Below are 12,591 nucleotides of genomic sequence, written 5' to 3'. Positions count from 1 at the left end.
TTCTGACGATATGCGGGTTACCGTGCCCGCATGCAGATGAACACTCCGTCACAGCGCAGGATTCGACTGACGCGCCGGGGCCGTCTCGCCCTCATCGCGGTCGGAGCCGTCGTGGCCGGCACCGCCGTGGCGGTGCCGCTGCTGAGCCCGGACAGCCCCGAGGAGAAGCTGACCTCCCTGGTGATCCGGGAGGGCTGGCGCGCGAGCCGGATCTACGCGGCCGTCGACAAGGTCCTCGCCCTGCCCGCCGGCACCACCCGGAAGGCCCTGCCCACAGCGAACTTGAACCTGCCGATCGACGCCGACGGGAACCCGGAGGGCTACCTCTTCCCGGCGACGTACGCGTTGGGCGAGCATCCGACGCCCCGGGCGCTGCTGACGCGGATGGTCGAGACGGCGAACAAGAAGTTCAACGGGGCGCCGATCGCCGCCGGCGCCCAGCGCAACGCGATGAACGTCTACCAGGCGGTGACCGTCGCCAGCATCGTCCAGGCCGAGGCCGCCACCAAGGCGGACATGGGCAAGGTGGCCCGGGTCGTCTTCAACCGTCTGGAGCGCGGCATGCCGCTGCAGATGGACTCCACCATCAACTACGCGCTGAACCGTTCCTCGCTGAAGGCGACGGTGCGGGACACCCGTATCGAGAGCCCCTACAACTCCTACCAGCGCATGGGCCTGCCCCCCACGCCGATCGACAGCCCCGGCGAGGACGCGATGCGCGCCGCGATCAACCCGCCCCCGGGCGACTGGCTGTACTTCGTCACGATCAAGCCGGGCGACACCCGCTTCACGGCGGACTACGCGGAACACCAGCGCAATATGGCCGAGTTCAACAAATACCAGCAGAGCGCGAAGCCCTCGCGGAGCCCGTCGAAGCCCCGGTGACGGCGCGGCACAGGCGACGACCGCATCAGTGACCCGACCGCCTTCGGCGACCCGATCGCCCCGGTCGTGCGGGGGACCCGGACACCCGGTGGGCCTCATGCCGCGGCCGGCTGCTCCTCCCCGCGTTCGGCGAGCAGCCGCCTGATGTCGCGCACGGCCGCGCGACCGGCCCGGTTGGCGCCGATGGTGCTCGCGGACGGGCCGTAGCCGACGAGGTGGACGCGGGCGTCGGCGACCGCACGCGTACCGTCGACCCGGATCCCGCCGCCCGGCTCGCGCAGCCGCAGGGGCGCGAGGTGGTCGATGGCGGCCCGGAAGCCGGTCGCCCACAGGATGACGTCGGCGGCCACCCGCCGCCCGTCCCGCCACTCCACACCGTCCGGCGTGATGCGGTCGAAAATGGGCAGCCGGTCGAGCACCCCGTCGGCCAGCCCCTGGCGGATCGCGTCGTTCAACGGCAGACCCGTCACGGAGACGACGCTCTTCGGCGGCAGTCCCTGGCGTACGCGCTCCTCCACGAGGGCGACCGCGGCACGGCCGGCGTTCTCGTCGAAGGGGCCCTCGCGGAAGACGGGCGGGCGCCGTGTCACCCAGGTGGTGGCTGCCGCGAACGGGGCGAGCTCCAAGAGGTGCTGCGTACCCGACGCCCCGCCTCCCACCACGATCACCCGCAGCCCGGCGAACGCCTCCGGGCCCGGGTACTGCGCGGTGTGCAGCTGCCGTCCGCGGAAGGTCTCCTGGCCGGGGTAGCGCGGCCAGAACGGCCGGTCCCAGGTGCCGGTGGCGTTGATCAGGGCCTTCGTCGCCCAGGTGCCGTCGGATGTCTCGACGAGCAGCCGCCCGCCGGACCCCTCGCGCACGGCCCGCACGTCCACCGGCCGCCGCACGCGCAGGTCGAAGGCGCGCTCGTAGCGGTCGAAGTAGGCGGCGATGACCTCGGACGACGGCCGCGCAGGATCCGCGTCCGTCAGCTCCATTCCGGGCAAGGCGTGCATGCCGTGCACCTTGCCGTACGTCAGCGAGGGCCACCGGAACTGCCAGGCGCCACCCGGCCCGGGGGAGTGGTCGAGCACCACGAAGTCACGCTCCGGCTTGAAACCGGTGCGCCGCAGGTGATAGGCGCCGGCCAGACCCGCCTGACCGGCGCCTATCACGACCACCTCGACCTCACGCATGTTGTTCACGTTTCTACCAACGCGGCCGAAGTCGTGGATCTTCCCGTGGATCGCCCGCTGGGGACGGGCGCGGCCCGGCGGACCGCTCGCCACGGGGACTTGGTGCCGCCCATCGGACCGCCCGCCACGAGGGGGGGTGCGGCGGGGCCGGGACAGGCGAGGCCGGGAGAGGCGGGCAGGCCGCCGCCGTGCAGGGCGGATCGACCCTGCCGCGCATGGAGTACCTGTGGGGTGTACGGGTCCCGCACCCCCACACGAATGCGGCGTGTGGGTCAGGATGGGGGCATGGCAGATGCGTTCACCACCCGAGTACTGCACATCGCCTCCGGCTCGCAGGAGGCGGTCGTCGACCTCACCCGTGACTGCGAGGCCTTCCTGCGGGACGCGGCCGCCGGGCGCGACGGCCTCCTCAGCGTCTTCGTCCCGCACGCCACGGCCGGCGTCGCGATCATCGAGACGGGTGCCGGCAGCGACGACGACCTGCTCGCCGCCCTGCACACCCTCCTCCCCGCGGACGATCGCTGGCAGCACCGCCACGGCAGCCCCGGCCACGGCCGCGACCACGTCCTCCCGGCCTTCGTCCCGCCCCACGCGACCCTCCCGGTCGTGGGCGGCAGGCTGGAGCTCGGGGCCTGGCAGTCGGTGTGCCTGGTGGATACGAACCGGGACAATCCGGACCGGCAGGTGCGATTGAGCTTCCTCGGCTAGGCGGCGGCCGTCGGTCGGGTCCGGCCGATGCGTCCGGTGATCCCCTGCCGCCGGCGCCGGCGCCGGCGACGGCGCGGTACGGCGGACGGTGAGCGCCGATGGTTCCGGTTCGCCGATGCTCCGAGCCGCGGGTCGACCGGTGCCTGGCGGACTCCTGACTGCCCCGCCGTCCTGCCGCGCCTGAACAGTCATGCGGTGACCGTCGGGAGTGGCCCTCCCGCTTGCCGTGTGGGAGGGCTCCGATGGGCCGTGACTCGTATTACTGATGCCCGTATCCTCGTCAATGCCGGATATGCGTGAAGAGCGCATTATTGAAGGCGTGAGCGAGGCCAGCGTGGTTCGGTCCGACGGCGAGCCGACACTCACGGGCCGTGCGACAGGCGGCACGGGGCCCGTCCGTCTCCGTGAGCGGTTTCTGCAGGGTGAGCCGCTGGAGTCGGGCGTACGCACGTCGATTCTGAACTCGTGGCAGCGGTGCCGGGCCCTGGGACTGCTGCCGGACCGGTCCGACCCGCCCTTCCGGGGGGACTTCGACCGGGACGACCCGATCATCCGCGCGGCTGTGCCGGTGCTGGACCGGCTGGAGTCCAGGTTCGCCGGCACCGCGATGAACATCTCCCTCGCCGATGCGAGCGGGACGGTCCTCATGCGCCGCTTCGGAACCGCGTCCCTGGCCAGGAGTCTTCCCGCGATCCAGGCGGTTCCGGGGTTCGTGTTCGCCGAGCGGTTCGCCGGCACGAACGGCATCGGTCTGGCCCTGGCGGAGCGGCGGCTCATCCGGGTCCACGGCGCCGAGCACTTCGCCGAGCGCTCCCAGGGCAGCGCCTGTCGTGCCCTTCCCGTGCGGGACCCGCTCAGCGGCCGCATCCACGGCGTTCTGTGCTTCGGGTATCCGCGCAGCGACGAGGACCCGGCGCTGTCCACCGTGATACGCAAGGCGGCCGAGGCCATCGAGCGGCGGCTGCTGGCGCGTAGTTCCGCTCGGGAGCGCGCTCTGCTGCGGGCGTACATGGACGCCGGAGTCGAAACCGGCGTCGGCCTTCATCACCGCGTCGGGGTGGACGAGCTGGCCCTCGGGCTGCGCCCCCGGGACCGGGCGATCCTCACCGAGAGGGCTGCCGAGCTGATCTCCCGCGCGCAGCGGGCCGCCGTCGACGTCCCCCTGTCCGACGGCCGGCGGGTCACGCTCGTGAGCCGTGCGATGGTGAGCGCCGGCGGAGTGGAAGGGTTCGCGGTCGAAGCCGTCCTGCCGGGACCGTCACCGCGCGAGCCCCTCGCCGTACCGCTCCTGGCCGACGCGGCTCCGGGCTTCGCCGCCGAGCCTGTCGGCGCCCGTGCCGTCCCGCGCTTCGAAGGCGTCCCCGTGGTCGGGGGCCCCGGGCGGTTGTCCGCCGGTCCGGCGCCCCATCGACTGCCTGACGCCGTTCCCGACGCCGTTCCCGGCGGTGTCGCCGCGGGTGTCGACGTCAATCCGACCGCCATAGGAGACCCGGTGACGGAGGATCATCTCGGCTCCCTGTCCCCGGCGAGAGGGCTCGTCATGGTGGGGGAGCCCCACGTCGGGACCTACGCCCTGGTCGCACGGCGACGCCTGGAGCTGCTGTCGGAGGCCAGCGCCCGCATAGGGACCACCCTGGACGTGCGCCGCACCGCCCAGGAACTCGCCGAGACGGCGGTACCGCGCCTGGCCGACTTCGTCACCATCGACCTCGCCGAGCCCGTACTGCGCGGCGAGGAACCCGCGGATCCCCGAAGGGACCTGCGCCGCACGGTCGTCCACGGCATCCGCGACGATCTCCCCTTCAGCCAGGTCGGCACGCAGATCGACTACGGCCCGACCATGCCTCAGCTGCGGTGTCTGACCAGCGGGCAGGCGGTGCTGGAACCGGACCTGAGGACGGCCGCCGGCTGGCTCGCGCACCACCCCGACCACACCGAACGGCTGCTGGGCCACGTCCACTCCCTCATCGCGGTGCCCCTGGTCGCCCGGGGCGTCGTCCTGGGCGCCGCCGCCTTCTACCGCGCGCAGGACCCCGCCCCCTTCGGCGACGACGATCGCTCGCTGGCCCAGGAACTCGCCACCCGCGCCGCGCTGTCCATCGACAACGCCCGCCGCTACACGCACGAACGCGCCATGGTCCTCGCCCTGCAGCGCAGTCTCCTCCCGCGCGGCCTGCCCGAACAGGACGCCGTGGAGGTCTCCCACCGCTACCTGCCCGCCGAATGCGACGTGGGCGGAGACTGGTACGACGTCATCCCGCTGTCCGGCACCCGCGTCGGCTTCTTCGTCGGCGACGTCGTCGGGCACGGCATGCTCTCCGCCGCGACCATGGGGCGGCTGCGCACGGCCGCACGCAGCTTCGCCGAACTCGACTTCTCCCCGGAGGAGGTCCTCACCCACCTCGACAACCTCGTGCTGCGCCTGGACCGGGAGGACCCCGCCTTCGACGGCACCGGCATCATCGGCGCCACCTGTCTCTACGCCGTCTACGACCCGACCTCGCAGCAGTGCACCCTGGCCCGCGCCGGCCACCCTCCGCCCGCCGTCGTCTCACCCGAGGGCGCCGTGTCGTTCCCCGACCTGCCGGCCGGACCCCCGCTCGGCCTGGGCGGCCTGCCCTTCGAGCCCGCCGAACTCCACCTCGCCGAAGGCAGCCAGCTCGTCCTCTACACCGACGGACTCATCGAGGACCGCAACCGCGACGTCGACGTGGTCCTCGACCAGTTGCGCACGGCCCTCGCCCACCCCGGGCGCCCACCGGAGGAGACCTGCCGGGTGGTCCTGGACACGGTGGCCCCCGCCCACCCGAACGACGACATCGCCCTGCTCGTCGCCCGCACCCACGCCTTCGACCCCCGTCGGATCGCCACCTGGGACCTGCCCGCCGACCCGGCGCTCGTCAGCCAGGTCCGTGCATCCGCGATGCGGCAGCTGGCCGACTGGGAACTCGACGAGGCAGCCTTCGTCGCGGAACTGACGCTCAGCGAACTGATCACCAACGCCATCCGCCACGGCGCCGGACCGATCCGGGTGCGGCTGCTCCGCGACCGCGCCCTGATCTGCGAGGTATCCGACACCAGCAGCACCGCCCCGCACCTGCGCCTGGCGGCCACCACCGACGAGGGCGGCCGGGGCCTGTTCCTCGTCGCGCAGCTGGCCCGGAGCTGGGGCACGCGCTACACGCCCGAAGGCAAGGTCATCTGGGCCGAATGCGGACTCGACGGTGCCTGACGTACTCGGGCGCCTGACCACTCGGCGAGCACGCGGCGCGCGTTCGGCCGACCGACTGATCCGTTGGGGCACAGCGGACGGCAATGTGCCTGAAATATTGTGATATGCACGGCTAGTATCACTGACACACGTCGGGAAGAAACCGCCAGGCCGACCTCCGGAGCTGTCCGTGCACGACGCTCACGACACCTCTGCGCAGGCGATCCCGCCCAGCCGGGCGGAACCGCTCGTCCGCATCCGCGGACTCGCCAAACGATTCGGTGGGACCCTCGCGCTGGCCGGAGTCGACCTCGACGTCCACGCCGGAAGCGTTCTCGCGCTGCTCGGTCCCAACGGAGCCGGGAAGTCCACGCTCATCAAAGTGCTCGCGGGCGTCCACCACGCCGACGCGGGGCGGATCACGGTCGACGGACACCCCCTCGGGAGTCATGGCGCGTCCCGCCGTATGTCCTTCATCCACCAGGACCTCGGCCTGGTGGAGTGGATGACGGTCGCCGAGAACATCGCCCTGGGCCGCGGGTACGCGCGCCGCGCGGGACTGATCTCCTGGAGGCGGACCCGGGAGAGCTGCGCCGACGCCCTGCGCGTCGTCGGCGGGCATCTCGACCCCGACGCTCCGGTCGCCCGCCTCGCCCCGGCCGAGCGGTCTCTGGTCGCCGTCGCCCGCGCCCTGTCGGCACGGGCGAGGCTCATCGTCCTCGACGAGCCGACCGCGCGCCTCCCCGCCGCGGACTGCGCCAGGCTGTTCCGCGTCCTGCACGCCCTGCGCGACCGGGGGCACGGCATCCTCTACGTCAGCCACCGCCTGGACGAGGTGTACGAGGTCGCCGACACCTTCGCCGTCCTGCGCGACGGCCGTCTCGTCAGCCAGGGTTCGACGGCGGGCCACAGCCCACTCCGCCTGGTGCGCGACATCACGGGCGAGGAGCCGGCCCCCCACCGCCCCGCCACGGCACCGGTCGACGGCCCGGCCGTCCTGACCCTCGACGGCGTGCGGACCGCCGGCACGGGACCGGTCGGCCTGGAGCTCAGGGCCGGGGAGGCCCTGGGCCTGGTCGGCCTCTCGGGCGCCGGACACACCGACCTCGGCCGAGCCCTCGCGGGATCGGGCCCCCTCCTCGGCGGCCGGGCACTCCTCGAGGGCCACCCTTACCGGCCCCGCACGGTCGCGGAAGCCGTCGCACGGGGTGTCGCCTTCGTACCCGGCGACCGGCAGCGGGAGGGCTGTCTGCCCGAGCTGACCGTACGGGAGAACCTCCTGGCCAACCCCCGGGCGGGAGACCGGTCGGCGCCGCGGTTGATCAGCCCCCGCCGCGAACGCGCCGAGACGGCCGCCCTGATCGAACGGTTCTCGGTGCGTCCCCGCGACGGTGAGGCTCCCATCGCCACCCTGTCCGGCGGGAACCAGCAGAAGATCATGCTCGGCCGCTGGCTCCGGACGGGCCTGCGCCTGCTGATCCTGGAGGAGCCGACGGCGAGCGTGGACATCGGCGCCAAGGCCGCGATCCACCGCCTGCTCGGCGAGGCGCTCTCCGGCGGCCTCGCGGTTCTCCTCCTCTCCACCGACTTCGAGGAGGTCGCGGGGGTGTGCGGGCGTGCCCTGGTCCTCGTCCGCGGAACCGTGACGGCCGAGCTGAGCGGCCCGGCCCTCACGGCAGCGGAACTCACCCGGGCGGCTTCGGCCGTGCCCCCCTCCGGCACCGCGACGAACCCGTGACCGCCTCACCCTCCCCGCCGCCCCGGCCGCGACCGCGCCGACCGGGCCCGCCGAAACGGTTCGTACTTGGTCGTGGAACGGGTCGCCCGGCGCGACCGCGCGGCCCGGGCGGGCGCCTCGTCGGCGCCTACGGCCTCCTGGCCCTCACCGGCCTGCTCATCCTCGTCTTCTCCCTCACGCTGCCGCGTACGTTCCCCACCCTGGACACGGTCGACTCGATCCTGTCCACGCAGTCGATCCCGGCCGTCCTGGCGCTCGCGGCCATGGTCCCCATCGTGACCGGCGCGTTCGACCTCTCCATCGGCTACGGTCTCGGCCTGGCGCACGTCATGGTGCTGCGGCTCGTCGTCGACGAGGGGTGGCCCTGGCCGCTCGCCTGCCTCGCGGTGATCCTCGGCGGAGTGGTCGTGGGCGTCGTCAACGGCGTCATCGTCGAGTTCGGCCGGATCGACTCCTTCATCGCCACCCTGGGGACCGGCAGCATGATGTACGCCGTGACCGGATGGATCACCGACGGCGGCCGGATCGTGCCCGGCCCGCAAGGACTCCCGGCGGCCTTCACCGACCTCTACAACTCCACACTCCTCGGCCTTCCGGTCCCCGCCTTCTACGTGCTCGCGCTCGCGCTCGCCCTCTGGCTCGCGCTGGAGCGGCTGCCCCTCGGCCGGTACCTCTACGTCGTGGGGTCGAACCCGCGCGCCGCCGACCTCGTCGGCATCCCGGTCCGCAAGTACACCGTCCTCGCCTTCGCCACCTCGGGCCTGATCGTCGGCTTCGCCGGAGTTCTGCTCGCGGCCCAGCAACAGCTCGGCAACCCGAGCGTCGGCCTCGACTACCTGCTCCCCGCCTTCGTCGGGGCGCTCCTCGGCTCCACCGCGATCAAACCGGGCCGCCCCAACGCCATGGGCACCCTCGTCGCCGTCGCCGTCCTGGCCGTGGGCCTCACCGGCATCGCCCAGATGGGCGCCGAGTTCTGGACGGTCCCCCTGTTCCACGGCGCGACCCTGCTCCTCGCCGTGGGCCTGGCCGGATACTCCGCCCGCCGCCGGGTGCGCACCGGCGTCTTCTCGGCCCGCGACGCGCCCGGCGAAGCGCCGGAGCCCCCGTCCTGACCGCCGCACGACGGCGGCACGGCGGACACCACCCGATGACCCGCGCCGCCTGCGTCACCCCACGCCCCGGCCGTGTTCTCCCGCTCGTCCCTCCGCGAGGAGCCTCTCGTGCACCGCAACCGCAAGGCCACCCCCGGCGCCCGCAGGGCCCGCGCCGCCGCCGTCACCCTGCTGGCCGCGGCGAGCGTACTGGCGGGATGTGAGCGCGGCTCGTCGGGCGGCCCGCAGGACTCCACCTCGGGCCCGAGCGGTTGCCCCGCCGCCCAGGCCAGGGCCCAGGCCGCCGTCAGCCGGGCGGAACGGACGGACATCCCCTGGAACGGACCGGCCGACGGCCCCGCGGCGGTGGCCGGCAAGACCATCGTCTACGTCGCCCAGACCATGACCAATCCAGGAGTCGCGGGCGCCGCCGACGGCGTGCGGGAAGCCGCGCGAGTCATCGGCTGGAACGTCCGGGTGATCGACGGCGGCGGCACCCCCGCCGGCATCCAGGCGGCGATGAGCGACGCCGTGGCCCTCAGGCCCTCGGGCATCGTCATCGGAGGCTTCGACCCCGACTCGACCTCGCAGCAGGTCACGCGGGCGCGTGCCGCAGGCATTCCGCTCGTCGGCTGGCACGCCGTCGCCTCTCCCGGCCCCAGCCGACGGCCCGAACTCTTCTCCAACGTCACGACCGACGTCGAGGACGTGGCCAGAATCAGCGCGCAATGGGTCATCGCGCACTCCGGCGGCGACGCCGGGGTGGTGATCTTCACCGATGCCTCGATCCCCTTCGCCCGGAACAAGTCCGAGCTGATCAGGAAAGAGCTCGCCACCTGCTCGGGGGTGGAACTGCTGGCGTACGAGAACATCCCGATCCCGGACGCGAGCAGCCGCACACCTCGTGAGGTCTCCTCGCTCCTCTCCCGTTTCCGGGACCGGTGGACCCACTCCGTCGCCATCAACGACCTGTACTTCGCCGATGCCGCTCCCGTCCTCCGCGCCGCCGGCAAGGAGGGCTCCGGACCGCCCTTCAACATCGGCGCCGGAGACGGGGACCCCTCCGCCTTCCAGCGCGTCGACAGCGAGCAGTACCAGGCCGCCACCGTGCCCGAGCCGCTGTCCCTGCAGGGCTGGCAGATCGTCGACGAGTTCAACCGGGCCTTCTCCGGCCGCCCCGCCAGCGGATACGTCGCCCCCGTCCACATCGCCACGGCCGACAACAGCGACGGCGCCACGGCCTGGAACCCGTCGGGATACCGGGAGGCGTACCGGAGCATCTGGGGCAGGTGACGGCCCGCCGACGGGGCGCCGCGCGTCCCGGGCACCGACCACGCGGCACGACCGACCCTCAGTCCTTCGGGAGCCAGTCGTCCAGGGCGTCGATGAGGCGGTCGAGCGCGGGCTCCTCGGCGGAGCGGTCCGTCATGACCGTGCGGCCGTCGAACTGCAGCCTGTACTGGAACATGTCCGCCGCCCCCATGTTCATCGTGAACGCGGGGACGTCGGAGAGCGCCGGATCCCCGAGCAGCGTGCGCAGCTTCGTGAACTGCGCCGCGCTGGTGCGGCGCACCGTGGACTCGCTCCCGTCGGTGGCACGCACGGTGCCGTCCCCCCGCAGGACCACCTGCTGGTTGACCCCGGCGAAACCGCCGGTGACGGTCATGGTCACCAACTTCTGGTCCGGTCCCGTCACGTGCACCGGGGAGGGGCTCGCGGAAGCCGGCGCCGACACGGAGGCGGAGAGGGAGACGGAGGGAGAGGGGGTGGGGGAGGCCGAGTCCGAGCGCGGGGGCGAACCGGCCGACGGCGGAGCGGAGGACGCGGTTGCCGTGGCGACCGCCGTGTCCCTCGGCTCCGCCGAACTCCCCTCGTCCCCGAAGGAGCAGCCGGCCAGAGTCAGTACACCGACCGCGCACACTGTCGCCGCTCTCGCGGCAGTACCTCCGACGAGCACTGTGTCCCCCCGTGTGCCGACGCTGAACCACCGTCGTATCAGACTGCCATCAGGCGCCTTTGTCCACACCGTTCAGCGCCCTGGTTCCTCCCGGCTCGCCCGAGGCGCACGCCGCTACCCTCCCGGAGCCGGGGCGCAGGCCTGCTCAGCAAGCGGCGCTGACAGCGGGCCGGACGAGCAGGTCGTGTCGGCGCCCATGGTGTGCGGGGCTTTCCGTAGCGCGGGGGTGTGCAGGGCCTTGCGTAGCGCGGGCGGGGCGACTCGGGAGCGTCTGCAGGCGCTCGGTGACGATGACAGCCGTGGTCGTGTCCCCTCGGGTCCGGGCGGCGACCGTCGTGGTCGCGTCGTTGCGTCGGCGGTCCCTGAAGACGAACAGGCGGAGCAGCAGGAAGCGGCCGGTGCCCGCCACGGCGGAGGCGGTGAGGTAGACGACCTGTTGCGTGAGCAGGCCGGGGGACGAGTGGACCGTGTGCAGGACGAGCATCGCGGCGCAGGTCACCAGGTAGGCGGCCGTGGCCGAGCCGGCGGACTGCACGTGCCGGCGCCACCCCGGACGTCGGCCGGTGCCGAAGGTGAAGAGGGCGTGCAACTCGGTGCACAGCAGGGTGGAGACGACCGTGATCACCGCGTTCGCCAGGGCCCAGGGCATCACCGTGGCCAGCAGCGGTACGGCCGCACCGGAGAGGAGTCCGACCCCGCCGCCGCAGACCACGAAGCGGACGAACGACGAGAAGGGCCCCGGTGTGGACGGGGACAGCGACTCCATGGCGGTTTCCTTCCGGGGCACGAACCTCTGGCCTGGACAGTCGATTCCTGCCGGGCTTTCTTCGGGTCTCGACCCGGCTTCGGAGCAACCGGGTTGAACGATGCCGTTTCCCGTTCGCGCGAACGAGGGAGCGGCCCACCGAATCGGGGGTGGGGCTGGCACCACCGCGTGGGTCGGGCCGGCCCGACCCACGCGGTGCGTCACGTCAGCGGTCGGTCGCGTCCTCGTCGAAGTGCCGTGCCGCGCTGCTCGGAGAGTGCGCCGACGACGAACAGCCCTGTGTGCGGGGAGACGCCGGCGTCGACGGTCGGGCGCGATCCGCTCACCCCGTGCGGCGGACGGCGACCCGCCGCGCGCCGTACCGCTCGCGGATCGGCACCACGCCGAGCGGGACCGATCCGCTCATCCCGTGCGGCGCGATCCGCTCACCCCATGCTCTTCGCGCCGTCCAGGGCCTCGCGGACGATGTCGGCGTGGCCGGCGTGCTGGGCGGTCTCGCCGATGATGTGCAGCAGCACCCGGCGGGCCGACCACCGCGTGCCGGGCTTGTGCCAGGGGGCCGGCGGCAGCGGCTGGGCCGCATCCAGATCGGGCAGCGAGGCGACCACCTCGTCCGTACGGCGGGCCACCTCGGCGTACGCGTCCAGCACACCCGCCAGCGTCTCGCCGGGCAGCATACGGAACTCGTCCGCCCGCTCGGCCCAGTCGGCCTCGGTCATGTCGTTCCAGTCCCCCAGGGCCGACGGGCCCTCCAGGAGGAAGGCCGTCCATCCCCGTTCGACCGAGGTGACGTGCTTGATGAGGCCGCCCAGACAGAGCTCGCTGACCGTGGTCCGCCGGCCGGCCTGCTCGTCGCTGAGGTCGCGGGTGGTGAAGCGAAGGAACTGTCGGTGGTGGGCAAGCGACTCGAGCAGGTCGGCGCGCTCGCCGGTGGCGGCCGGTGCGGCGGTCGGGTCGTCGAGGTGCGTGGTGCTGGTCATGACGCTCTCCGTCTCCGTGGGTCGTGTTCCGCGGTCGAGCACCACGCTAGGAAGCGAAGAGGTCAGACTCTGACCTAATG

At 72.9% G+C, this 12,591-nt stretch carries 10 protein-coding genes; 6 read left to right on the top strand and 4 right to left on the bottom strand.

All coding sequences use genetic code 11. The features are described from left to right. Window positions 1-30 precede the first annotated feature (30 nt). Window positions 31-885: an endolytic transglycosylase MltG gene (gene mltG, locus ACIHAR_RS26320; protein WP_400022243.1), complete on the top strand. Its 855-nt coding sequence runs from the start codon at window positions 31-33 to the stop codon at window positions 883-885. A 95-nt stretch (window positions 886-980) separates the two neighbouring features. Here mltG and ACIHAR_RS26315 read toward each other — a convergent pair whose 3' ends face one another. Further along, a complete protein-coding gene (locus tag ACIHAR_RS26315) occupies window positions 981-2,069 on the bottom strand; it encodes an NAD(P)-binding domain-containing protein (protein WP_400022288.1) in 1,089 nt (362 codons plus the stop codon). A gap of 276 nt (window positions 2,070-2,345) precedes the next feature. Between ACIHAR_RS26315 and ACIHAR_RS26310 the strand changes: the two genes are divergently transcribed. From ACIHAR_RS26310 to ACIHAR_RS26290, 5 genes are all read left to right on the top strand, one after another. Beyond that, a complete protein-coding gene (locus tag ACIHAR_RS26310; protein WP_365467002.1) occupies window positions 2,346-2,768 on the top strand; it encodes a YjbQ family protein in 423 nt (140 codons plus the stop codon). A 334-nt stretch (window positions 2,769-3,102) separates the two neighbouring features. Then, window positions 3,103-6,000 carry a SpoIIE family protein phosphatase gene (locus ACIHAR_RS26305; protein WP_400022287.1) on the top strand — a complete coding sequence of 966 codons (2,898 nt, stop codon included), beginning with the start codon at window positions 3,103-3,105 and terminating at the stop codon, window positions 5,998-6,000. A 169-nt stretch (window positions 6,001-6,169) separates the two neighbouring features. Beyond that, entirely contained in the window at window positions 6,170-7,717 is a 1,548-nt protein-coding gene (locus ACIHAR_RS26300) for a sugar ABC transporter ATP-binding protein (protein WP_365464703.1), read from the top strand. Next, window positions 7,714-8,829, top strand: coding sequence for an ABC transporter permease (locus ACIHAR_RS26295; protein WP_365464701.1), 1,116 nt, complete (start codon window positions 7,714-7,716; stop codon window positions 8,827-8,829). Before ACIHAR_RS26300 ends, ACIHAR_RS26295 begins: the two co-directional genes overlap by 4 nt. A 108-nt stretch (window positions 8,830-8,937) precedes the next feature. Further along, window positions 8,938-10,101: a substrate-binding domain-containing protein gene (locus ACIHAR_RS26290; RefSeq protein ID WP_400022240.1), complete on the top strand. Its 1,164-nt coding sequence runs from the start codon at window positions 8,938-8,940 to the stop codon at window positions 10,099-10,101. Window positions 10,102-10,159: 58 nt separating this feature from the next. On the opposite strand, the gene ACIHAR_RS26285 is transcribed toward ACIHAR_RS26290, so the two are convergent. The 3 genes from ACIHAR_RS26285 to ACIHAR_RS26275 all read right to left on the bottom strand — a co-directional run bounded on the left by ACIHAR_RS26285 (window position 10,160) and on the right by ACIHAR_RS26275 (window position 12,511). Then, on the bottom strand, window positions 10,160-10,474 hold the full coding sequence (locus tag ACIHAR_RS26285; protein WP_400022238.1) for a hypothetical protein: 315 nt from the start codon (window positions 10,472-10,474) through the stop codon (window positions 10,160-10,162). Window positions 10,475-10,910: 436 nt separating this feature from the next. After that, window positions 10,911-11,531 (bottom strand): GtrA family protein, encoded by a 621-nt coding sequence (locus ACIHAR_RS26280; RefSeq protein WP_365464692.1) that lies wholly within the window; start codon window positions 11,529-11,531, stop codon window positions 10,911-10,913. Between the two features lie 425 nt (window positions 11,532-11,956). Then, the gene (locus tag ACIHAR_RS26275; RefSeq protein ID WP_365464689.1) at window positions 11,957-12,511 is read right to left on the bottom strand and encodes a DinB family protein; all 555 of its coding nucleotides are present in this window, start codon (window positions 12,509-12,511) and stop codon (window positions 11,957-11,959) included. Window positions 12,512-12,591 lie beyond the last annotated feature (80 nt).

The sequence above is a fragment of the Streptomyces sp. NPDC052016 genome (genome assembly GCF_044548445.1).
Taxonomy (GTDB): Bacteria; Actinomycetota; Actinomycetes; order Streptomycetales; family Streptomycetaceae; genus Streptomyces.
Note: the sequence above shows the minus strand (reverse complement) of the source record. Positions and strands in the feature narration are given on the sequence as shown.

Coding starts and splice junctions, on each gene's coding strand:
- mltG (WP_400022243.1), top strand. CDS start 31: ATGCAGATGAACACTCCGTCACAGCGCAGGATTCGACTGACGCGCCGG.
- ACIHAR_RS26275 (WP_365464689.1), bottom strand. CDS start 12,511: ATGACCAGCACCACGCACCTCGACGACCCGACCGCCGCACCGGCCGCC.
- ACIHAR_RS26310 (WP_365467002.1), top strand. CDS start 2,346: ATGGCAGATGCGTTCACCACCCGAGTACTGCACATCGCCTCCGGCTCG.
- ACIHAR_RS26280 (WP_365464692.1), bottom strand. CDS start 11,531: ATGGAGTCGCTGTCCCCGTCCACACCGGGGCCCTTCTCGTCGTTCGTC.
- ACIHAR_RS26285 (WP_400022238.1), bottom strand. CDS start 10,474: ATGACCGTCACCGGCGGTTTCGCCGGGGTCAACCAGCAGGTGGTCCTG.